The organism is Roseovarius dicentrarchi (genome assembly GCF_003316635.1).
Taxonomy (GTDB): Bacteria; Pseudomonadota; Alphaproteobacteria; order Rhodobacterales; family Rhodobacteraceae; genus Roseovarius; species Roseovarius dicentrarchi.
The window spans coordinates 1-24,028 of record NZ_QNQP01000002.1 but is presented as its reverse complement, the minus strand read 5'-3'; the positions used below and the strand labels follow the sequence as shown (position 1 = coordinate 24,028).

General features: G+C 64.4%; 11 protein-coding genes, 1 tRNA gene and 1 pseudogene. 4 read left to right on the top strand and 9 right to left on the bottom strand.

The window, feature by feature from the left end; translation table 11 throughout:
• Nucleotides 1-7: 7 nt before the first annotated feature.
• From DQ230_RS01515 to DQ230_RS01495, 5 genes and pseudogenes are all read right to left on the bottom strand, one after another.
• On the bottom strand, nucleotides 8-727 hold the full coding sequence (locus DQ230_RS01515) for a 4'-phosphopantetheinyl transferase family protein (protein WP_113910740.1): 720 nt from the start codon (nucleotides 725-727) through the stop codon (nucleotides 8-10).
• Nucleotides 724-5,250: a MupA/Atu3671 family FMN-dependent luciferase-like monooxygenase gene (locus tag DQ230_RS01510; RefSeq protein ID WP_113910739.1), complete on the bottom strand. Its 4,527-nt coding sequence runs from the start codon at nucleotides 5,248-5,250 to the stop codon at nucleotides 724-726. The genes DQ230_RS01515 and DQ230_RS01510 overlap by 4 nt, the downstream gene beginning before the upstream one ends.
• Nucleotides 5,247-6,254, bottom strand: a complete 1,008-nt coding sequence (locus DQ230_RS01505; RefSeq protein ID WP_113910738.1) for a glycosyltransferase family 2 protein — start codon at nucleotides 6,252-6,254, stop codon at nucleotides 5,247-5,249. Before DQ230_RS01505 ends, DQ230_RS01510 begins: the two co-directional genes overlap by 4 nt.
• Nucleotides 6,255-6,259: 5 nt before the next feature.
• A pseudogene (locus tag DQ230_RS01500) lies at nucleotides 6,260-12,675 on the bottom strand (type I polyketide synthase).
• Between the two features lie 291 nt (nucleotides 12,676-12,966).
• Nucleotides 12,967-14,427: a hypothetical protein gene (locus tag DQ230_RS01495; RefSeq protein WP_113910737.1), complete on the bottom strand. Its 1,461-nt coding sequence runs from the start codon at nucleotides 14,425-14,427 to the stop codon at nucleotides 12,967-12,969.
• A gap of 125 nt (nucleotides 14,428-14,552) precedes the next feature.
• Here DQ230_RS01495 and DQ230_RS01490 point away from each other — a divergent pair, with 125 nt between their 5' ends.
• Nucleotides 14,553-15,302 carry a WecB/TagA/CpsF family glycosyltransferase gene (locus DQ230_RS01490; protein WP_113910736.1) on the top strand — a complete coding sequence of 250 codons (750 nt, stop codon included), beginning with the start codon at nucleotides 14,553-14,555 and terminating at the stop codon, nucleotides 15,300-15,302.
• A gap of 2 nt (nucleotides 15,303-15,304) precedes the next feature.
• Here the strand turns inward: DQ230_RS01490 and DQ230_RS01485 are convergent, their stop codons facing one another.
• From DQ230_RS01485 to DQ230_RS01470, 4 genes are all read right to left on the bottom strand, one after another.
• Nucleotides 15,305-16,249 (bottom strand): glycosyltransferase family 2 protein, encoded by a 945-nt coding sequence (locus tag DQ230_RS01485; RefSeq protein ID WP_113910735.1) that lies wholly within the window; start codon nucleotides 16,247-16,249, stop codon nucleotides 15,305-15,307.
• On the bottom strand, nucleotides 16,246-17,361 hold the full coding sequence (locus tag DQ230_RS01480) for a glycosyltransferase (RefSeq protein WP_113910734.1): 1,116 nt from the start codon (nucleotides 17,359-17,361) through the stop codon (nucleotides 16,246-16,248). The genes DQ230_RS01485 and DQ230_RS01480 overlap by 4 nt, the downstream gene beginning before the upstream one ends.
• Nucleotides 17,362-17,371: 10 nt before the next feature.
• A complete protein-coding gene (locus tag DQ230_RS01475; RefSeq protein WP_162497334.1) occupies nucleotides 17,372-18,775 on the bottom strand; it encodes an asparagine synthase-related protein in 1,404 nt (467 codons plus the stop codon).
• 315 nt (nucleotides 18,776-19,090) lie between these two features.
• A complete protein-coding gene (locus DQ230_RS01470; RefSeq protein WP_113910732.1) occupies nucleotides 19,091-20,380 on the bottom strand; it encodes an ATP-binding protein in 1,290 nt (429 codons plus the stop codon).
• Nucleotides 20,381-20,507: 127 nt separating this feature from the next.
• Here DQ230_RS01470 and DQ230_RS01465 point away from each other — a divergent pair, with 127 nt between their 5' ends.
• The 3 genes from DQ230_RS01465 to DQ230_RS01455 all read left to right on the top strand — a co-directional run bounded on the left by DQ230_RS01465 (nucleotide 20,508) and on the right by DQ230_RS01455 (nucleotide 23,662).
• A complete protein-coding gene (locus DQ230_RS01465) occupies nucleotides 20,508-21,434 on the top strand; it encodes an MBL fold metallo-hydrolase (protein WP_113910731.1) in 927 nt (308 codons plus the stop codon).
• 63 nt (nucleotides 21,435-21,497) lie between these two features.
• Nucleotides 21,498-21,572 (top strand) — tRNA-Asn (locus DQ230_RS01460).
• Between the two features lie 197 nt (nucleotides 21,573-21,769).
• Complete coding sequence (locus tag DQ230_RS01455; RefSeq protein ID WP_203227977.1) at nucleotides 21,770-23,662, top strand: site-specific integrase; 1,893 nt, start codon at nucleotides 21,770-21,772, stop codon at nucleotides 23,660-23,662.
• Nucleotides 23,663-24,028 lie beyond the last annotated feature (366 nt).

Here is a 24,028-nt window from a genome sequence, read left to right as displayed (position 1 = left end):
TTCCGCATCAGCATCCCTGCCCGCCTGCCCAGCGCGGGCGCCCGGCGAGCGCCATGCCGCAGCCGATGATACCATCCGCGATGGTAAAACGCCCCGGCAGGCAGGCGCCTGCGTCAAAGCAGCCAATCGCGCGGGTGAATGTCGCCTCGAACTGGCCGGTGTCCGGATCGGGTGTAATTTCCAGCGTGTCAAAATCAAACAGAGTTCCGGTCAGCGGGTATTGGCATTTATACGCGCATTCCTTGGCCGAAAAGATCAGCTTGGCCAGCTGGCCACGCTGTGCGGCAGGCTGGCAGGCCAGCCATGCACGTTCGGCCAGGGTACAGACCTGCGGGATCAGGTCCGGGTCCAGATCGCCTGCCTCCTCCAGATCGGTGCCGATGGCGCGAAACTGGCGGGTCTGCGCGACCGCTGCAATGCAAAGCGCGGGGATGTGGGACAGGCTGCCGGTGATGCCCGCAGGCCAGACCGGCGCGCGATCCGGCCCCATGGGCAGCGCGGCGGCCGGCGCGCCCAGCTGCGCCATGGCCGCGCGGGCAGCGGCGCGCCCGGCGGCAAACTCGGCCCGGCGGGTCGGCACGGCGCGCGCCATCGCAGCGGTTTCTGCCGCAAACAGCGGCGGTTGCGGCGCACCGGGCTGCGTCAGCGCGACGGCCACCTGCGGCGGGAACAGGCCGCGCAGGGCAGCCCCCAGCGACGCGCACGGCGCTGTTTTCACAGCGATCATTGCGCCCGCTCCGTCCGGCCGGCCCGCATTGCGCGGCGGCGCGAGATTGTCTCGCTCCGCGCACCGTCTGCGACAGCGGCGGGCGATGCCGCAGTCGGCGCCACATGACCCAGATGCGCCGCCAGATCACCCAGCACCGGAAAGCGGAAGATGTCAGTGATCGACAGGCGCATATCGGGCAGCGCCGCGCGGATGTCGCGATGTGCCTGCACTGCCAGCAGCGAATGACCGCCCAGCGCAAAGAAATTGTCCTGCACGCCAACCTGCTCGACCCCGAGGATACCCGACCAGATCCGCGCCAGCGTCGCCACCAGATCGCCCGGCGCCGCGTTTGCTGATACGGGCGCAGGCGCCGCCTTGGACGGTGCCGGCGGCGCGGCGCGCGGCGCCGGCACGGGGTCCAGCAGGGCGGCGCGGTCGATCTTCTTGTTCGGGGTCAGCGGGAATACATCCATCCGCATCAGATGCGCAGGCACCATTGCGCCGGGCAGATGCCGCGACAGATGATCCCGCAGCGCGGTGATATCCACCGCATTCGCGCCTGTGAAATACCCCGCCAGACGCACATCGCCGCCCTCGCGTGCTGCGGCAGTGACCACGGCGCCGGTGATACCGTCAAAGCCGCTGATGCAGGCCTCAATCTCGCCCAGTTCGATGCGCTGGCCACGGATCTTGACCTGCGCATCGGCGCGGCCGATGAACTCAAGGCTGCCGTTTGGCCGCCACGCGGCCAGATCGCCGGTATTATACAGCGTCCCGCCTGCCAGCCCCGGTATCTTGCGAAAACGCTCGGCTGTCAGATCCTTCCTGTTCCAGTATCCCGGCGCCACGCCCGCCCCGCCGATCCACAGCGTACCGGGCGCGCCGATGGGCACCGGCGCGCCGCTGTCGTCCAGCACATGGCAGACGGTGTTCGCGATGGGCGCACCGATGGGTACAGTCGCGCCTCCGGCGCCTTGGGCCGGCTGCACGGTGGACCAGATCGTGGTTTCCGTCGGGCCGTACATGTTGCAGATGCGCGCCGGCGTGGCCCGCCGCAGATCGGCCAGAAGATCGCCGGGCAGCGCCTCGCCCCCCAGATAGAGGTGGCGGATATGGCCCAGCGCGCTGCGCGCCTCGGCGTTCATGGCGATCAGCCGCGCCATGCTGGGCGTGCATTGCAGATGCGTGGCGCCGTGGCGCAGGATCTGCGCAGCAAGCGAGAAGTCATCAGCGTCCAGCACATCGGGCGCGTTGGCGCGGCGCAGCACCTCGGCCAGCGGGCGCAGCCCCTCCAGCACGGTGTCCGCGTCGATGCCGTAGTCGATCAAACAGGCGATTTCGGTCACGCCGATCGCGGCCAGTTGATGCGCGCGGGCAACGCCATCCTCGACCGTGCCAAACAGGCCCGCGTCCTCGAAATACCGCTGGAAGGCGAAATCAAGGATCGCGTCCAGTTCCTCCTCCTCCAGCGACCCAAGGTCGATCTGCGCCGGATCGGCTACGCCTGCCGGTTTCTTGAACGCGGGAAAGGCCCAGGCGTATTGCTTGATCAGGCCCGCCGCGCTGCGCAGGTAATCCTTCATCGGCTCGCGCGCGACTTCGCGCGCCGCCTCGCGCGTGTCCGCGATGTAGCTGTGCAGCATCATCGTTACCTTGAAATCCGCCGGATCATGCCCGGCGGCGCGCAGGGCGTCATGATAGATCGCAATCTTGCCTTCCACCTCCTCGATCGTCTGGCCCAGCAGATGGGTCAGCACATGCGCGCCCAAGGTGCCGGCCTCGCGCCAGGTATCGGGGTTGCCCGCCGTGGTCAGCCAGATCGGCAACTCGCCGTTGATGGGCCGGGGCTGGGTCAGAACGCGATGCTCGGTCCCGTCCGCGCGGGGAAATCCCACCTCCTCGCCGCGCCACAGCGCGCGCACCTGCGCCATCGTCTGATACAGCGCGGGCTTGTTCGCGGGCGGCGTGTTTTCCGGACGCAGCACAAAATCATCTGGCTGCCAGCCCGAGGCAAAGGCGATGCCCGCCCGCCCGCCGGTGAGGTTGTCGATCACCGCCCATTCCTCGGCAATGCGGGCCGGATGGTGCAGCGGCGCCACGCAGGACCCGGCCCGCACGTCCAGGTTCTGCGTGATCGACGCCACCGCCGCGCCGGTTACGGCCGGGTTGGGGTATGGCCCGCCAAAGGCGTGAAAATGCCGCTCCGGCGTCCAGAGCGAGGTGAAGCCATGCGCGTCGGCAAATTTCGCCCCCTCCAGCAGCAGGTGATATTTGCCGCCGCTGGCGCCGCCATCGTTGCCCCAGTAATACAGGCCAAACTCCACCCCGCGCCCGCCGCGCAGGGCAGATGTGCCAGACACTGCCGCGCGCGTCTGCCCGCCCATCAGCACCACCTTGAACCCGCGCGAAAGGGTGTGAAACAGCTCGAGCACCGAAATATCGAAGGCAAGGCTGGTCACCGCCAGCCACACGCCGCCCGCCGCGCGGTCAATATGGGCATCCATGCCGGCGCTGAAATTGGCCACGTTGCGATGCGTGACCATCACCCCCTTGGGCGTGCCGGTCGAGCCGGAGGTGTAGATCAGATAGGCCAGATCGTCCGGACCCGCGCCACCGTCGATATCTTCGTCGTGCGTGCCGGGTATATCCTCAATCAGCAGGGGCGTTGCGTCCGTGCCGTGGATCAGATCCGCCAGCGCCCGTTCGGTCAGCAGGACGGTTGCGCCGCTGTCGGTGATCGCGTGGGACAGCCGCGCAGCAGGATAGTCGGAATCGAGCGGCACATAGGCCCCCCCGGCCTTGAGAATGCCCAGCGCGCCGATCATCATGCCCGGACCGCGCGTCATGCACAGTGCCGCGCGCACGCCGGGGCGCACGCCGGCGGCTTGCAGCGCGGCGGCGACCGCGTTGGCGCGCGCGTTCAGCGCGGCGTAGCTCAGCGTTTCAGCCTCGAACACCAGCGCGTCGGCGTCGGGCGTGCGGCGCACCTGCGCCTCGAACGCGGCGGCAAGCGTGGGCGCGCAGGCCAGATCCACCTGCGGGCCAGCCCAGCCGGCCAGACGCGTCGCGTCGGCGTCCGGCAATGTCGCATCGGGGGTGCGCAGCAGATCGCCCAGCCGCGCCGCCAGCAGGTCCGCCGCCGCATCGTCCAGACGAGAGGCATCAAACATCAGGCGGCCCACCTCCGGCAGGACGCAGACCACGGTGCCTGGAATGGGCGCCGTGCCGTCTGCCACGCCCACTTGCGGCATCTGCACAGCCGCCAGCGCCGGATCGCGCAGCGCCAGATCGGCGGCAAAGCCGTGATGCGCGGCAGCAGCAGCAACGCTGGCGGCGCTGGCATCACTGCGGACAGGCACCCATGGGGCAATATCGCCGGGCGCGCGGCCCGCCCGGCTGTTCAGCGCCGCCGGGGCATAGGCCAGATCGCCCGGACCCACGCCCGCCGACCGTTCGGCCCAGCGGCAGATCCCCGCCAGCTGATCGCTGCGCGTCATGCCGCCCGGCACTTCCAGATCGCGCGCCTGCCAGTCAGGCGCGGCGCCGCTGCGGCGGGCCAGCGGCACGTCCAGCGGCGCAAGATCGGCCAGCACACGGCGCCAGTGATCCTCGTGCGGTGCCAGCGCGGCCAATTCAGCGCGGATCGCATCCGGTGCGGGCCGGGCCAGCATGTGGCCTGCGGCAACGCCCCCCAGATCCGGCGCGCCGCCAGTCATGCGGCGCAGTCCCGACAGGCGCACCGCGCCGTCCGCGCCCATGACGCACAGCCAGTCCGCGCTCAGACCCACGATCTGGCCGGGGGCGCCCTGCCCGGTGGCAGGCTCTGCCCGGCCAATGGCCACGGGAACACCCTCTATCCTCAGCTTGGCCGTGGTCAGCGGATTGGCGTAACCGGCAAAATCCAGCGCGCGGATATAGCGCAGGATCGCTTGAACGGAGGCGGTGAAATCAACGTATCCCGCCCCCTCGGGCAGATCGGCGCGCCCGTAATACCGGCCCGTCCCCGCCCCTTGGGGCATCCGCGCGGGGCTGCCGGAGGCAAGCTGCGTCATCACCTCGCCAAAGCTGTCCATCGCTTCGGCGTAGCAGCGCGCGTTCAGCGTATGAGCGGTCGCGCCCACCGGAATGTCAAAGCGGCGTTGAAGCAGGATATCGCCCTCGTCAATGCCGCCAGTCATATAGTGCCACGTAATGCCATGCCGTGCGGCGCCGTCCAGCAGCGCGTGAACGGGAGCGTTCAGCCCCGCGTAATCGGGCAGCGGCCCATCGTGAAAGTTGACCGCACCGCGCACCGCCAGATCCAGCACCGCCTGCGGCACGATGCGCAGGTTGGCGATGCTCAGCACCCAGTCGGCGGGGCCGAACGGGACCAGATCCGCCATGCGTTGCACGACCGGCACCCCCCGCGCCCCGGCCCAGTCGCGCACGGCGCTGTCGCGCGTGGCCACTGCGCCGATCTGCGCGCCGCCATCCATCAGCATTTCGGCGCAGGTCACGGTCAGGGTTTCGTCCCCGATCAGAATGCAGGAAAACAGGCTCATCGGCTCTCTCCTTGAAGGTTGGCGCTGGGCTGCGCGGGAACCGCGCGCGGCGATTTGGCCGACAGGCCATTGCGCAGGGCGTGGCGCGTCAGATCGCGCAAAAATCGCGGCGGATCGCGCGGGTCATGGCGTGTCACCAGACAGCGCAGACGCCACAGCCCCTCGCCCATGATACGTGACAGGGTCGCGGCGGCGGCATAGGCGCTGCCGTGATTTTGCTGGAAATAATGCAGCCGCGAGTCGAACCAATATTGCGGCGTGCGCGTCCAGTTGCGCATACCGGTCGACACAGACCCGACATGCACCGTATGCGAGGCAGGCACATAAAGGCACTGCCAACCCGCACGCGCGGCGCGCAGGCACAGATCGGTTTCCTCATAATAAAGGAAAAACGCCTCATCAAACAGGCCGATATCGTCCAGCATCGCGCGGCGCAGCATCACCGAGGCACCAGCCACCCAATCCACCCGCGCGATCACCTGCGGGATGGGCAGCGGCACCACCCAATCGCGCAAAAGACGCGTAAACAGCCCCGTGCGCACCGCCCCCTCAAACTCCCCCGCGATGGAGGGGAACCGGAACGCGGTGCGATGCGGCGCGCCATCCTCGCCCATGATATAGCTGCCGGCGATACCGGCGGCTGGCGCAGCCACCAACACATCCAGAAGCGCGCGGATCGCGCCCGCCTCGGGCCACGCGTCGGAGTTCAGCAGATAAACGTAATCGGGCGCAGCGCCGCCGGGCAGGCCCGCCAGAATACCGTGATTATTGCCCGCGCCAAACCCGCCGTTGCGCCCCGCCTGCATCAGCGTCACCCGGTCCCAGCCGTTGCCTTCAATCGCCTGCGCGATGATCTGGCAACTGTCATCGCCCGAAGCGTTGTCAACGACCGTGATGGCGCCGGCGATCCCCTCCATCGCGGCAACCGCCGCCGTCACGGCGCGCACGGTCAGATCGGGCGTGCGATAATTCAGCACGATCGCCAAGACTGTAGGGGACTTCATGGCTGTCACTCCGCCGCGCTCTGTGCGGCCCAGGCCGACCTGTCGCCGCCCGCCGCCGACAGATCCGCCGCTGTCAGGATGGCGTTCAGATGACCGGCCAGCACACCGACATTCGGCACCAGAACCATGCCATCATGGTCGCCCGGCACTTCGATCACGTCGATGCCCGGCGCGTGGCGGGTCCATTGATTGTCGTCGAACACATATTCGCGCGCCGCGCTGACCCAGTTGCCGCCCGTGACCTGCCAATGGCGGTCCAGCTTGGGGCGCAGCAGCGTGATCGGGCCGTCCCAGCGGCGGGGCGTATAGGCGGCGGCGGCGCGGCGGAACGCCGCCTCGACCGCTGCATTGTTGAAGCTGGCGCTGTCCTGCGCGGCGCCTGCGGTGCCGCGGCGCTTCGACAGCTCCCACGCGGCACGGTCGCGCGCCCAGTCCAGCAGGTAACGCGGCCCATTACGGCGCAATTCATGCAGCTTTATCAGCGCCTTGTCAGCGCGCGTCAGGCTGGGGCGCACCGGCAGCGGCGTATCGAGCAATGCCAGAACGCCCACCTCCTGCCCTGCTGCGCGCAGTTGCTGGGCCATCTCGTACGCGATCAGCCCGCCGCCGGAAAAACCGCCAAGGTAATAGGGCCCTTCGGGCTGCACCCCGCGAATTTCGGCAATATAATCTGCGGCGGCGGCTTCCATTGTTTCATGCGGCGCGCTGTCGCCGATCAGGCCGCGCGCCTGAAGGCCCCACACGGGCCGCCCCTGCCCGACCAGCAGCGCCAGCTGGCGCAGGTTCAGCACGTTGCCGAACATGCCCGCGACGATGAAAAACGGCGTGCGCGGGCCGCTCATGTCCGGGTGCAGCGGCACCAGATGGCGCGGCGCGGCTGGCTGATCTGCCGCTGCGCTGCTGTCGGTGGCAACATCCGGCGCGATCGGGCCTGCCTGCGCCTCGATGCGTTGCGCCAGCGCGCGGATGCTGGGCGCCTCGAACAGCAGCGATAGCGGAAAATCAACGCCAAAGCGCTGCCGGACCTGCGCAAACAACCGTACCGCCAGCAGCGAATGCCCGCCAAGGTCGAAAAAGCTGTCCTCGGCCCCGACCTCGGCAATGCCCAGAAGGCTGGACCAGATATCCGCCAGCGCCGTTTCGGTGGCGCCTTCGGGCGGCACATAGTCGCCATCCAGTTGCGGGCGCTCGAAGCTCTGGCCCGATGGTGCCGCATCGGGCGCGGCGGCGGCCTCGGCCTTCAGCGCGTTCAGGTCCAGCGGCGAAATGGCCATCTGCGGCGCGCCAGAGGCAAGCGCCCGGCGCAGCGCCTCGGCGCCTTCTTTTGCGGTGATGCCTTGGGCGATATGGCGCAAAAGCCGCGCCTCGGCAGCAGAGAGCGGCGCGGGAGCCTCCGCCATGTCCGGCACGATATCGCCGGGGGCGGGCGGCGCGCCGATCCCGGCCAGCGCGCTGCGGTCCAGCCGCCGCATGCGGAACCCCTCGGCCATCAACAGCACGGCGCCATCCGGCGTGGCCAGCGTGATGTCAAACACCGCCGTACCCGCATCCGCGCCGGGTGCCAGCCGCACCCGGCTGATGATTTCGCCCGGCAGCGGGCGATAGACACGCAGCGCGGCATAGCCCGCCGGCACCCATAGATCCGCCGGATCATACCCCGCATGCAGCGCAACGGCCCATCCGGTGGCAAGGTCCAGCAGCGCGGGATGTGCCAGATATCCCGCCGCCAGATCCCCTCGAAAGGCGTCCGGCAATGCCAGCGTGGCCAGCCCCTCGGCCCCCGTCATCGCGGCGCTTTGCACCACGTGCCAGCGCGCCCCGAAGGTCAGATGCGCCTCCTGCGGTGACAGGTAGGGCGCGCACGCGGCATCGCCGCAGCGGGCCGCGATCTGCGCCGGGTCAATGCGCGGCGCCGGTGCCGCCAGCGGATGCAGCCGCGCCTCGGCGGTGCGCAGCCAGCCGCTGTGCCCGCCCGCCTCGGCGGCGCGGTGCAGCGATAGCGTCTGATTGTCGCCTGTGCCGCGCAGGCGCAACTGCCCCGATTGGGCCACACCCTCCGCCACGTCAAACGGGCGCAGGAAATAAAGATCGCGCAGCTCGAACGGGCGGAAGGCACCGCCCGCCGCCATCGCCTCGGCGACCAGTTCGATCACGGCGGTGCCGGGCAACAGCGCCTGACCGTTTTTCAGGCGGTGCCCGTCCAGCACCCAATCATCCCGCGCGGACAAGGTCAGGCCAAAGGTCTGATCGCCGTCGTCGCCCGAAACGCTGCGCAGCATGGGCTGCGCCAGCGGATATGCATCATCGCCGGTGTCGCCCATCCGGCGCGCCATCGCGTCGGCGGCCATGCCGGTATCCGCCCAGACACCCCAGTTCACCGCCAGAACCCGCGTTTTGCCACCCTGCCGTGCCTGCGCAACCGCGTCCAGGTAGGCGTTGGCGGCCACATAATCGACCTGCCCGGCCGGCGTGGTGATCGTGCTGGTTGATGAAAACAGCACCAGCAGATCGGCAGCGCCATCGGGGAACACAGTATCCAGCACGCGCAGACCCGCGATTTTCGGCGCCAGAACCGCCTGCACCGTTCCTGCATTTTTTGCCAGTATGGGGGCGTCATCAATCACGCCGGCGGCATGAATGATGCCCGACAGCTTGCCCATCCGGCCCAGCGTCTGCGCGACCTTCTGCATTTGCACCAGATCAGTGACATCCGCGACCAACGTGGTGACGGTGCCGCCAAGCGCCTCGATCTCGCGGATGGCGGAAATGCGGCGCGCGCTGCGCCCGGTCTGCTGGTCCCAAAGCGCGCGTTCGGGCAGCCTGCTGCGCGACAGCAGCACCACATGCGCGCCGGCCCTCGCTGCCATATCGCGCGCAATGCTCAGACCGATGCCGCCAAACCCGCCGGTGATCATATAAAGACCGCCGGACTGCCAAACGGGCGCGCCCTGCGCGGCAGGCTCCAGCGGGGCCGGGCGCAACACCTGCATCAGGCGCCGGTCGCCGCGATAGGCGGCGATGGCGTTTGCGGGTGTGGCCAGCAGATCCTCCAGCAGGCGCCGGGCCAGATCAGGCGCGGGCGCGGGCGCCTTGCGGCGGCGCCCCCCGCGCGGCGCAGACTGCGGCGCCTCAATATCCAGCAAGGATGCGGTCACGCCGGGAAATTCGCGCGGAATAACCCCGACCGGACCCAGTGCGCAGGCCTTTTCGGGGTAGTCCAGCCCGCTGCCGCCTGCATTGGTCGCGCCGGTCGTGATCACGCTCAGGTGGCACTCGGGCATCTGCACCGCGCCCATGGCTTGCGCCAGGTGGATAAGGCTGTGCAGGCCATGCTCCATGTTGCGGTCGAAAAAGCTGCTGCCGGGGCGGAACGTCTCTGTCGTGGTGACGCCCCAGAAATGCGCGATGCGCTGCGGCAGACGTCCGTCCCCGGCCAGCGCAGACAACAGCGCCTCGTCCCCTTCCGGCCCTGTTCGGGGGACAGGATATAATCCCCCTCGCCGCGCCGCTGGAAACTGTCACCCGACCGGACTGTTGTGACAATGTGCCCCGCACCCGCCAGCCGCGCCGCCACCTGCGCCGCAATTCCGGCGGCATCCACGAAAAACAGCCATGTCAGCGGCGCGCCCAGCCCCTCCGCCGTGTCCAGATCGCAATCGGCATAGGCCGGTGTCCAGCGCGGCGCGGCGCCCCAGCGGCTGATATCATCCTGCCGCGCGATCGGCTGCGCCGCGCTGGCCGCCTTGCCCGGCTCGATGAAATATCGGCTGCGCTGGAACGGGTAGCCGGGCAACACCACGCGATTGCGCCGCGCCTCGCCCCAGATCTGATCCCAGTCCGCCTCGATCCCGCAGGCCCAAAGGCGGCCGATGACGCCCAGAAAATAAGCGTCATCCGGCATCGCATGATCGGGATGGCGCAACGTGCTGAGCACCTGCCCCGGCCTGACCCCCGCGCCCATCTGCGCCAGCGACGCCAGCGCCCGGCCCGGCCCCACCTCCAGAAAGACGCGCGGCGCGTCTGACAGCGTGTCGATGCACTGCGCGAAATGCACGGTATGGCGCAGCTGCTCCACCCAGTATTCGGGATCGGTTGCCTCGGCGTCGGTGATATAGGTGCCACTGCGGTTCGACATGAACGGGATCTGCGGCGCGCTTAGATCCATGGTCTGCAAATGCGCGCGAAACGCGGGCAGGATACCGTCCAGCATGCGCGAATGGGCAGCAATGTCGATGGCAACGCGTTGAAATTCGACGTCTTGGCCTTGCAAGCGCGCGGCCAGCGCGTCCAGCGCCGCCTGCGGGCCCGAAACGGCGCACAGGCCCGGCGCGTTGACGCTGGCAATGTCCAGATCATCGCCGATCAGCGGCGCCAGCTCTCGCTGGGGCAGCGATACGCTCAGCATTCCGCCCGCAGGAACCGTATCGAACAGGCGTCCGCGCATCAGGACCAGATCAATGCAATCCTCGAAGGACATGACGCCCGCCAGACAAGCGGCGGTATTCTCGCCCATCGAATGGCCGACCAGCGCCGCCGGCCGCACGCCCCATCCCAGCCACAGCTGCGCCAGCGCGTATTCGGTAATCATGATAAGCGGCAGCTGTACGGACGGCTTTTTCAGCGCCTCCGTGGCCGCAGCCACGCCCTCCGCCTCCGGCAGCCAGAGCGCGCGGATGTCATAATCCAACTGCGGCTGAAGATGATCCAGCCCCCGATCCATCCACTCGGCAAAGACCGGCTCTGTCTCATACAGATCGCGGGCCATTCCGGGGTATTGCGCGCCGCCGCCCGGAAACATGAACACCAGCTCGGGCGCGGCGGCCAGAGCTTCGTGGTTAAAGACGCGCAAGGGGTCGTTCGTCTCCAGCAGGCGCGCCGCTTCATCATGGGTCTCGGCCACCAGAACACGCCTTTTGTCAAAGGCATGGCGTCCATTCTTGAGGCTGTAGGCAACATCGGCCAGCGGTTGATTTGGATGGGCGCGCAAATGGGCCGCGAGGGCGGCGGCGCTTTCTTCAAGTGCTGCTTTGGATTTGGCCGACAGCGTTATGATCTGAAACGGGAAATCACCATCCTCCGACGCTGGCCGCGTCGGCGCCTGTTCCAGAATGACATGCGCGTTGGTGCCGCCGACGCCCAGCGAATTGACCGCCGCACGGCGCGGCGTATCCGAGGGCCAGTCCATCAGACGATCGGCCACCCGAAAGGGGCTGTTTTCAAAATCAATCGCCGGGTTCGGCGCCTCAAATCCGAGGCTGGGCACGATCTTGCGGTGGTGCAGCGAAAGGGCCGTTTTAATCAGGCCAACCACGCCGGCAGCCGTGTCCAGATGGCCAATGTTGGTTTTGACCGATCCGATGCGGCAATATCCGCGTTGGATGCTGTCATGCGCCTGCGTCAGTGCGGCCACCTCGATCGGGTCGCCCAGATAGGTGCCGGTGCCGTGACATTCGATATAGCCGATGCTTTCGGGCGCGGTGCCGGCGTTGTCCAGTGCGGCGCGGATCGCGGCCGCCTGCCCTTCGACGCTGGGCGCCAGATACCCGGCCTTGGCGGCACCGTCATTGTTGATGGCCGTGCCTTTGATGACAGCCCAGATATGATCGCCGTCCGCCTCCGCATCCTCCAGCCGGCGCAGGGCAACAGCGCCCGCGCCGCTGCCGAAAACGGTGCCTTGCGCGCGGTGATCGAAGGCATGGCAGTGGCCGTCAGGCGACAGAATTTCGTTTTCCTTGAACAGGTAGCCGCGGCCCTGCGGCAATTCTATCGTGACCCCGCCCGCAAGCGCCATGTCGCATTCACCATTCATCAACGCCTGACGCGCATAATGAACAGCAACCAGCGAAGTACTGCACGCCGTCTGCATGTTCACGCTGGGGCCTTTCAGATCGAACACATGGCTGACGCGCGTGGCCATGAAATCCTTGTCGTTGCCGGTATGGCGCAACAGGAACATGCCCACATCGTCCACCAGATCGGGGTTTGAGCAAATGTTGAAGTAAAAATAGCTGCCCATGCCGCACCCGGCATAGACCCCGATGCGCCCCGGAAAACCGCGCGGCGCGTGGCCGGCCTGCTCCATCGCGGCCCATGTCACCTCAAGGAACTTGCGGTGCTGCGGATCCAGAATGGCCGCGTCCTTGGGGCCAAAGCCAAAGAATTCGGCGTCAAAATCCGCGTACCCGGCCAAGGGCGCAGCAGCAGGGACATAGTTTTTCTGCGCTATTTTCGCCGGATCCTCGCCTGCCGCGATCAAGGCGTCACGGTCGAGGCGCGTGATGCTTTCAACTCCGTTCGACAGGTTATGCCAGAAGGTGGCAACGTCCCCCGCGCCCGGCACATCAAGGGCCATACCAACAATGGCGATATCACCCGAAACAGGCCGGGCTGCACTCTTGACGCTCTGCGCGGTATTTTCCATGTCACTTGCCAACCTTCACACACCCCGAAATATACAAGCGAGGCGACTAAACTCTATTTGATAAGCGTCAGATCACGAAGCATTGTTTTCCGGGAGAAGATCAACTTAACTACTCAACCTACTGTCATTGCGATATTTTCCTGCAATGTGTTATCATTGTGACTGGCTCGGCCCTTGCGACAAATCCTGTACGGGAAACAGATTGGCCTGAATCTGGAAACAATGACCTATTTTTGCCATTTTCCACGTAGAATCAACGCTCTCGCTTAACGATATAGCCGAAACACAGGTTCAACGTATGCGGGAATCAGGGGTGTCGACCTGCCCAATCAGAACCCTGCGCCGGGGCGCTTTGGACACCAACGCTGGTGCGACTGTTTTCTGGCCCACACGCTCGCAGGTGCCGAGGATCGCGCCGGCCATCAGCCAAGTGTAGGGCGTCAGGATCGCGTTCAACAGCATATCCATCATCGTGATCGCCAAAAGCAGCGCAACAGGTGCCGCGTATGGCGGCAAGGGCTGGCGCGACTTGCGCGGCATCCCCCACCAAAGCAGGATCAGCGGCCCGCCGAGCAGACCCATTTGCGCGATGTAGCCCACCCAGCCGAACGTGCCGAATACGATGATCCATTCCCCGTCCGGAATGGTCAGGATACGCCCCGTCTGTTTGTCACGGACCAGGTTGCGGCCCCATCCGCCCCACCCAAAGAGCGGTTTTTTATCCGCTCTGTCAAGAAGTTGCTCTTCGTTGTCAAAGCGATACCCCAGCGATTGCGCGCGGTCCGGATTGATCGCCTCGGCCTGGGCCAGAATGTCATTGGTTGGAATGACGTCATAATTGCGCAGCATCGGGTAAATCATTGCCACCAATGCGAAAACCAGCGCCAGCCGCATCTGCACGCGGGGCGTCGCAAACAAGATGACCGGCGCCAGCACCATTGCATAGGCGACCGATGCCATGCTTTTGCACAGGATCAGCAGAATCAGCAGATAGGCCGCGCATCCGAACGCGCGCCAACGCCGGGGCGCGGGCGCACCGCGCCCCAGCGCCAGCGCCGCCATCGCCGCGCTCATCACGAAAAAGGCCAGCAACAAGGCGTGGGGCAGAAATACGATGGGACGAAATCCGCCCTGACGCATCATCTGTTCGAAATCGTGCTGAAAAAACCCGTAAACCCATGTGTTGATCTGCGGGCTCAGGCGAATTTCGATCAGCGCCGGGATGGAGTAAATCAACGCTCCGACCACCAGCGCCAAAAGCAGCTCGCGCAGGCCGGTTTCGGTGCTGAGGAGGCTCCGGCCCAGAAAGAACGGCAGCAGCACGATGACTTGCGCCACCATCACGGACAGCAGATCGCGCAGGCCCAGACCGGGCAGCGACGCGGTTGAAAACACGATCGGCGCCGTTTGCCCCAGCAAGGTAAACCTGATCGCGTCGCCATTGGTCAGCACCGTGGGAATCACGCCCAGCAGAAACCCAAGTACAAGCAGGCGCATGGCCCAGTTTTCCGGCCAAAAGGACACGCGCCGCTTGAGATAGAAAACGCAAAGCAGAAATGCGGTGATGTTGGGGATGGAGGTCTTGTTCATTTCCGGCACCAGCGGCAGATCAAAGCCCGCGACCGGCGGCAACAAAAGGTAGCCGCCCAGAATGCACCAGATAATCGCCCGCTCGGGCGGCAGGCGGCGGCACAGCAGGACGCAGGCCAGCGGCCAGACCATCAGCATGATATAGGCGAGCGTGTTGGGCATCCGGCATCCGGCAAGTGGCGTTGCGCGTCTGTCTAGCACGGCGTGCGGCAGTTGTCGCGCGTCGTGCGCTCTTGGCACCGGGCGTTTTTGCAGGCTATGCAGGGGTATACGTCAAAGGCGCATCCATGGCACTGATCACGCATAACGGGCGCAAGGTCCGCATCACCCACAGGGCGCGCGCGGCGCTGGAACGTACGGTGAGGACGCGCTTGCGCGATGGCGAAGGCTTCCGGCTGGCCACGGTCAATCTGGATCACATGGCCCGGATCGGCAGCGATGCGCAGTTTGCCAGAGCCTACGCGGCGATGGACATTATTGTTGCGGACGGGCGGCCCATTGTCTGGCTGTCGCGGCTGGCGCGGCAGCCGGTTCAGCTGATGCCGGGGTCGGATCTGGTGGTGCCGCTGGCGCGGCTGGCCACAGAAGAGGGCCGCGCGATCGCGATGATCGGCAGCACCGAAGACGTCCTGCAAGCTGCGGAGGCGCATTTGCGCAAGCTGGTGCCGGGGCTGGCGGTCGCGTTCCGTCTGGCGCCGCCGATGGGGTTTGATCCGCAGGGTCCACAGGTGGCCGAAGTGTTGCGCGATCTTGAGGCATCGGGCGCGGGCCTGTGTTTTCTGGCCCTTGGCGCGCCCAGGCAGGAAATGCTGGCGGCGCGCGGGGCGGCGCTGGCGCCGTCTGTCGGGTTTGCCTGCTTTGGCGCGGGCCTTGATTTTTTGGCCGGTCATCAGCGCCGCGCGCCGCGCTGGATGCGCGGTCTGGCGATGGAGTGGCTGTGGCGGGCGCTGAGCGCGCCGCGCCGCATGATGCCGCGCTATGCGCGCTGTTTCGCCATACTGCCGGGGCTGATATGGCGGGCCTGGCGGCAGCGATAGCGCTATTTATATTCGATCAGCCGCGCCCGCCCGCCGCGCATCCGGCGCATATAATATCGCAGCGCGCCGCCCGCCTCGGCAAATTTTCCCAGCACCGTGAACAGCGCCCAGCCGCAATCACCACTGCGCCGCCACAGGCGGATGACTTGCGCCGGATAGATCAGCAGCAGGGCTGCGGCAGGCCACCAGATCAACGCCAGCAGTACAATCAGCACCGGCGCACCCATCCCCCAGATCAGCGCGCGGCGCAGCTGTGCAACCCAGTGCCGCTCAGGCGGCGCGCCGTAGCGTGCAGCCCCTTCGGCATAGGCATATCCGGCCCGGCGGCTGCGGCGCCACCATTCGGAAAACCGCGTGATGTTGGCATCATGCAGCGTCATTTCGGCGTCCAGCCGCCAGATACCCCATCCGGCGGCGCGCAGGCGCAGGCACAGGTCCGGCTCCTCCCCCGCGATGAGCGTATCGGTGAAGCCGCCAGCATCCTGCACAGGCGCGCGGCGCATCATCGCATCGCCGCCGCACGCGCGCGCAGCGCCGATGGGCGTATCCCACTCGATGTCACACAAGCGATTGTAAATGCTGGCCTCCGGCGCAATCTCGCGGCGGCGTCCGCAGACGACCGCCAGATCAGGATGCGCCTTCAGATGGGCGCAGGCGGCGGCAATCCAGCCAGGCTGCACCCGGCAATCCCCATCGACAAATTGCACGAAAGGCGCACCTGTCTGCGCAAGTCCGGCATTGCGCGCACGTGCGGCGGTAAACGGCTGGCAAGTGTCCAGCGTGACCACCTGCGCGCCCATGCGCCGTGCGGCATCGATGCTGCCATCGGTGCTGCCGCTGTCCACATAGATGATCCGCCGCACCTGCCCGTCCAGCGACGCAAGGCATGCGATCAGACGCGCGCCTTCGTTGCGGCCTATGACAACGGCATCGACGGGCGCGGTCATGGCGCGTCCGGAAATAGCGCCGGCGCCATCTGACCTACAAAAGCGCGCGTGCGGGCGTAGCTGTGCAGCCTGTCAAACGCCGCGCCGGCAATGCGTGTGCGCGCCGCCTTGTCGCGCAGCAGCCAGGCAACCTGCTGCGGCAGGTCCGACAGGTCCCACTTGACCGGAACATATGTTTCAAACGCCTCAAAGATGTCCGGCGCGGTGGCAACATGGCTGGTGTCCTGCTTCAGCAAGACAGCCCCGCACATGATGGCCTCGTAATCGCGCCAGCACACCTCGCCATAGCCAAACGGGCTGAAGCAGATTTTCGAGCGGCGCAGCTCGCGCAGGAACAGATCGTGCCGAATGCCAAAGCCGGTGACGCACTCCACATCGCGCAACCCCGCCACCGCGTCGGCGCAGCCCTGACGCATGGCGCGATACCATGGCGTGCCCTCCACAGCGATACGCGCATGCAACTCTATCGGCCGCGGCCCCGACGGCGCGATGCCGCGATCAAAGACAGGCAGCATGAAATCAGCAGTGACAAAGGACGGTCCCAAGTATAATTTTTCTTTGAATTCCGTAGATACCGGGAATGTCTTCATGTCATGCATCAAGTTATGCACCCTGCCGTAATAATCCATCAACGTGGTATCACCGAAGGTCGGCTGGCCATATTGCCCCATATCGCGCAGCAGATGTTTGCTGACATAGGCATCAACCAATGGGCCGATGCGTTCGGCCAGCCGCAGATCGGTTGGGGCGAACCAGTCCAGATAGACCAGCCGCGCACCGGGATTGCGGCGGCGCAGCTCTGCCACCAAATGCAGAAGCGCATCATCTGATATATCGAAATGCGTTTGAAAACAGACCGTTGTGGCGCCATTCAAATGCTTAGCATTAAGGTATTCATCAACCGGGATCTCCCGAATATCGACATCCAGATCAGTGCGAAACGCGTCCGCATAATAGTGAAACGGAAAGAGTTGGCTCTGCGGAATACGGTGATTGACAGCCAGCAGCAGCAGACGGCGCGATGCGTGCGGATCGAACGACCGACGAAAGAATGTGCGCCGTTTACGCTGATACTGCGCGTCAGACAGGCGCCGGGCGATGCGGGTCAACATATTGCCCCCCTCAGATCGCGTCAGAAACAAGGCGCCGCGGCCGCGACCGCTCCAGCCGTTCGGCCAGATCCAGCAGGGCCTGCGCGCGTGTCGCATCCAGCCCATCAAGGCAGAGCGCGTGCAGCCGCAGCGCTGTATCAGGCGCGCGGTGCAGTTGCGGCGGCGGTCGCAAAAACGCCGCGCGCTGGGCGCGTGCCTCGCGGCCCAGACCTGCGGTGATGCGCCACACATCGGCGGCGCTGCGCAGCTTGTGCGCCAGCGTGCCGGAACGCGCCGGGGGCGCGCGGAAACCAGCGGCAAAGGGAATGTCCGCATAACCCGGATAAGCCCGCGCGATCGCGTCATCATGCAGCATCTGGTCGCGCGTGACGCTGTAAGGCAGCGACAGGCAAAAGCGGACAAAATCGGGGTCTAGATAGGGGCAAAAGACAGGATTTGCAGGCGCCATAATGGCTTGGGGGACAAAGTTAATCTCGCGCCGGGTGCGGTGATACATCCAGAACATCTGATAGGGGTCCGGCGCATCCGCGTATTGCGCGATGGCGGCGCCGATATACGCCTCCACCTGCTCATCCATTCCCGGCGAATAAAGCGGGCCTGCACCCTGCCCCCAGTCTGGCCGCGAGATGACCCGCGCGTGGCCCGACATCATGCCCCGCGCGATCCCGGCGAAGTCGCCCTTTTCGGCCAGGCGATAGAACGCTTCGGCGTCGTTGTCGGGATTGGTCAGGATGTCACCGGCGATCCCGTCAAACGCGGCGCCGCCCACCCCCAGCATGTAGTCATGCAGCGGCATCATCTGCGCGTGCTCATCGGCGCAGAGGCTGGTTTTGACCATCACCCGCAGCGCATCGGCAAGGCGGGGGCGCGCATGGCCCAGCACGTCGTGCCGCACGCCCGCGCGGGTGGTAACAGCGCGGGCGGCCAGCGCCTCGGCGTTCATAAGTGCGCCGTTGTGGTGAAACGTCACGCAGGCGCGCGGGCGGCGGTCCTGATGCAGCATCTCAAGCAGAATATGCCGCGAGTCGCGCCCACCGCTGAGCGGCAGCGTCAGCGGGCCGTCATGCGCCGCCAGGATACGCTGCATGGATTGCCGAAACAGGCTGATCATCCCGTCAACGGCATCCTCGCGGGTGATTGTCTGCGCCCGCGGGATCGCCGCGCCGCCGGTTATGGTCAGGCGGCCATCATGCCAGTTCAGCCTGCCGCCCGGCGGCAAGGTGCGGATATGGGATAGTGGCGTGTCGTCATTGATGAAAACGCCAATGCGGTGAAACACTGCCAACGCGCGGTGGTCCACCGCAGGGTCCGCGCCAGCCGCCACCAATGCCAGGAGCGACGGCGACAGCATGACCGCATCCCCCTTGGAATAGACGAACAGGCTGTGAAACCCATCCGGATCGACAGACGCCACCAACGTTGATCCGTCCCAGTGCCAGTCGGCAGACAGCCTGCCGATGCCGCCGGGCAGCTTTGGACCAGACGCCCAGTCAGGCAGGCCCCCAGCACCGGCGCGCCGCGCACCATTTGCAGGTGAATGAGTGGCGCACCGGGTGCCTGTATGTTCCGCCGTGTCATGCAGATCGCTCAAATATCCGGGCCACTGCAACCCGCGCATATGAAATGCGATCCGGCACCGGCCCGCAACGATAATCTGCGCATGTTTTTGCACATGGCAGCAGCGGCGCGCGCAGAATTTTCGCGAAAATTCTCGCCCAGGACGCAGCCGTCATCGCCCGATCACCAGATCGGCGCATAACCCGCCAAGGCGCGGCGACCGGCTCAGGCGCAAGCTGCCCCCATGCGCCCGCGCGATATCCATGGCGATCGACAGGCCAAGCCCCACGCCCGGCCCCTTGTCCTGATTGCGCGACGGCTCCAACCGTGTGAACGGGCGCAGCGCCTCTTCGATGCGATCCTCGGGAATGCCCGGCCCGTCATCCTCGATTCGAATACGAAGCGCGCGGTCGCTCAACGTCATCGACACCTCGGCGCGCGTGCCATACCGCACGGCATTGCCGATCAGGTTGTCCACCGCACGCCGGATCGCGACCGGGCGCAGCGGGACAGTGCCACTGCCCGAGATCTCGTGCAGCGTCACGGGGATCTGGCTGCGCGCGCAATCGTCCACGATGCGGCGCACCAGCGCGGCAGGATCCACCGGCGCGGCCTCGCCCTCGGCGGCGCCGCGGGCAAAATCAAGGAAGGCATCCAGAAGCTTTTCCATGTCGCGCACATCGCGCAGCATCGGCTCCCGCTCCTCTTGGTCATCCAGCATCTCAAGGCTCAGCTTCAGCCGTGTCAACGGCGTGCGCAGATCATGGCTGACGCCTGACAGCATCAGGGTGCGCTGCTCAATCTGGCGATCAATCCGCGCGCGCATGTCCAGAAAGGCACTGCCCGCCGCGCGCACCTCGTTCGCGCCGGACGGTCGATACGGCACGGTGCGCCCGCGCCCAAATGCCTCGGCGGCGCGGGCCAGCCGGGTGATGGGCCGAAGCTGATTGCGCAAATAGACATACGCAATCAGCGTCATCAATATCCCGAAAAACAGCATATTAACAAATAGCTGGTGTGGGTTGGATGCGGAGAACCGGCGCCGATCCAATGTCATGCGCACCGGTCCATCCTCGTCTTTCAAATAAAGCGCGGCAAAGCGCGGATGGGACAGGTCAACTGCCAAAAGTTCAGGCAGTTGCGCCTCAAGCTCGGATATCAGGACATAGCCGGTCACGTCATACCATGTCCGCACATGGGCCGCGGGCACCTCTTCGTCGCCGGCGGGTCGCATTGCGATGGACAGCGCGCTGGCCATCGGCGCGGGATCGTCGGCATCCAGCAAAAGCTGGACCTCGCGCGCGGCAGACACGGTCATCTGCCGCGTCACCCCTTCGAACAATCGCTGCGCCGAAACGACAGAGACCACCAGCAACAGCGATATCACCGGCAGCAGCAGGATCAGAAAGGCGCGGCCATACAGGCTGCGCGGCATATAGCGTTTGAGCCAGCGGAACATCATGTGCCAGACTAGGCCGGCGCGCGATCCATGCGCAAGCGCATGTCATCTCTGCGCGATGGACGGCGCACGGGCACCGCGTTACCACTTTTTCAGACCTGTTTTCGAAGCAGCCCCGGAGAGTAACCCCATGCCCCAGCACACACCCGACATCGCCCCGACGCCGGGCCTTCCGGTCACGCTCGCCCCCGGTCTGCGCTGCATCCTGGCGCCAAACCCGTCGTCCATGACCCTGCATGGCACCAATACCTATCTGGTCGGCAGCAAAGGTCTGGCAGTCATCGATCCGGGTCCGGCAGACCCCGCCCATCTTGCGGCCATTCGGGCCGCGGTCGGGCCAGATCAGCATATCAGCCATATCCTTGTCACGCATGCCCATCTGGATCACTCCCCCCTCGCCCGACCACTCGCCACCCTGACCGGCGCACCGGTTCTGGCCTATGGCGACGCGACCGCCGGACGCAGCGCCCTTATGCAGGAACTGGCCGCCACCTCGCGTCAGGACATTGGCGGCGGCGAAGGTGTGGACGCCGGATTCGCGCCCGACATCTGCCTTGCCGATGAAGAGATCGTGCAGGGCGACAATTGGAGCATCGCGGCACTCTGGACCCCCGGTCACTTCGGAAACCACATGTGCTTTGCTATTGGCGACGCCATCCTGACCGGCGATCTGGTCATGGGATGGGCGACATCGCTGATCTCCCCGCCAGATGGCGATATGTCAGATTACATGGCGTCTTGCAGGCGCCTGTCGGCCCGGCGGCCCCATACCCTCTACCCCGGCCACGGCGCGCCGGTCACTCAAGCCGTCGCACGGATCGAGCAGATACTGGCCCACCGCCTCACGCGCGAGACGGCAATCATCCAAGCGCTCAAACGCGGACCGGCCGACGCGCGGACACTGGCCGCAATCCTCTACCAGGACACACCCGCCACCCTCCTACCCGCCGCCACCCGCAGCGTCCTGGCCCATCTGATTGATCTGACACAGCAAAACCGGATTTTCCCTCAAAGCGCATTGCGCATGGACGCCGTATTTGAGTCCCACGAAATTTAACCGGGAATTTTTCAAAAAGGCACTGGACGGCACCCAGACCCATTGCTATACGGCACCTCGTGTTCCGGCGTAGCTCAGCGGTAGAGCAGTTGACTGTTAATCAATTGGTCGTAGGTTCGATCCCTACCGCCGGAGCCAATTTCTTCCTAAGTGACTGATTTTAAAGAAGACCCTTGAACGGCTCCGTTCTGGGTCTTTTTTGTCACACATCTTGTCACACAAGATGTCACACGTAACATTCTCTTGGCTGTGCGACCTCAACCAGAGGTCAAATAATGAAAACTGCTTCACATCTTCTGCTTCGCGGGTCATCTTGGTGTTTTCGGCGCCGCGTTATGGGCACATCAAAAATGGTAATTCAAATACCACTCGGTGTGACCAACGAGCAAGAGGCAAGGCGCATCGCCGTGAGGTTGTCTGACGAGATGAATGACATTTTTGAACGCTTGCTGCGATCTGATACCGAGCTGCCAGACGATATCGTAGCAGCCTATTTCGACTATTGCCTCCGAAAAGTCACGCAGGACCTGACAAAGCAGCGGCGGAAAAAACGCATGTCCGGAAGCTTTTCGGACGACGACAAGAAAATAGAGGAAATGCGTCTCATCGTGATGCGCCAAATGTCCGAAGACGGACTATCTCATACCCTGCCGATTCACAGAGTAGCTGAATTTTCGACGCCGGAAGAGCTCGAGATGGCGATGATCATTCATGGTCAGCAATATAAATTGGTGATGTCTTCGCTCAAACGCCCACACTTTAAGGCTGCTGCATCGATTGCGACAAGAACTAAAGATCGTTCATCTTCGCATGAAAGCCAACTTCTGGAGGCATATCTTCACGCGACCACTGCAGCCATGGAGGCTGTAACCGATCGGCCTGCTGCCATGACTGCCGCCGCAAGGGCGCGAGCATCTGAACTTGTTGTTCAACGTTCCAAAGTTGCAGTGAGCGGTTCGCATGCACCGAGGGTCGTAACGGCTGAAGCCCCGACGGATGCGCCAGTGTCCATTACGCCAACGGCACCACTCCTGACGTCCGGTGTGGAGGTCATATCAATCCCGATCACGCACTCCTTGCTCGATGCGCAGTTTCAGGCTGCCGCCGCTTCAACTGACACACACGATCTGGAGCGCAGCCCCAAAACGTCACCCTTCGCGCATGATCTGGCTGGGGTCTGTGAGCGGTCGATACGGCGTGCTCAGGCTGATGGTCGCATGGATGACAAAACCGCTCTGGGGCGCCGAATGTCAGTGAAGCTATTCATTTTCATTACGGATCAGCAACTGGTTACGCGTGTTGAACAACATCATATCCGGATTTTCATGAATGCTTTGAAATCTTTACCAGCGAATTTTCTGAAATCCGAAAGTGACAGATCGCTGACGTATCCGGAAGTCGCGGCGCGTGCCTCGACATTGTCGGATGACAAGCTGGGCCGATCAGCGGGAACTTCAAACCGTCACCTTGATACGATCGGTGCCATCGTAAAATACGCACGTGTCCAAGATAAGATAGACGTCGACCGCGACATAGACACGTCCTCACTTCGTGTTCCCGAAAACACTCGGTCTCGGAACAAGCGCGTAGCCTTCAAGCATCAGGACGTCCTAAAGCTGTTCAGACACCCCATCTGGACCGGATGCAAAGGGAAAGAGCGTCGGCACGCTAAGGGTAACAACGTCATTCAGGACGGGCTATACTGGGTCCCACTGATTATCCACTACACTGGTGCACGCTTCGAAGAGATAGCCGGGATGCCTGTTTCGGCAATCATCCAAGAAGGTGAGCACTGGGGCCTGGATATCTCCCCCCACACCGAACGACGATTAAAAAATATACAGAGTGAACGGCTGCTGCCAATACACGAACACCTCGTATCTCTTGGTCTCATTCGGCACCAACTCAACATGGTCAAAGTGAGAGAAGAGTTTATGTTCCCAGAACTGCGTCCCGCCCATGCAAAATCCAAATTTGCAAAAAAAATGAAGTATAATTGGGATAAAGCACGTCGAATTCAGCTCGGTGCTTCGGCAGACGATCTTACGATGCATAGCCTCAGACACTACGTAAACATCACATTGAAGGCAGATAAATCCATCGAAAAATCGGTCAGAATGGACATCCTGGGTCACGCTGCAGAGGATTTTAATGAAGAGGTCTACTCATCCGGAACCCCATTCGACGATAAACTTAAAGCAATAAACGCGATACCACGCGCCTTCTGATTGGTTTTACCTCAAGAGCACGACCGCGCAACAGAACGAGAATTAGGACCGCCTACCTTCTATGCGGTCTTACTGGTTTGTGGGGGGAAACTTAAAGTTGGCTCACCGATATCCCTAATTGATGGTTGTCTGGCATTCCACCTTGGAGATGAGAACGCCCAGACTTTTCCCAATGAGTGAGGTGAACTTGAAACTTGTGCCGTCGATGAGAGCGTATAAGCGCGCCAGTCAGTGCTCTGTGTGAATCGGCATGCAAAATTGACCCACTTGGGTGGGTTATGAGCGAGTAAAATTGACCCACCTGCGACGTTAGCATCCGCGCCGAATAGCGCGGAGGAATGAGCAGGTGATATTGATGGAAAGTGT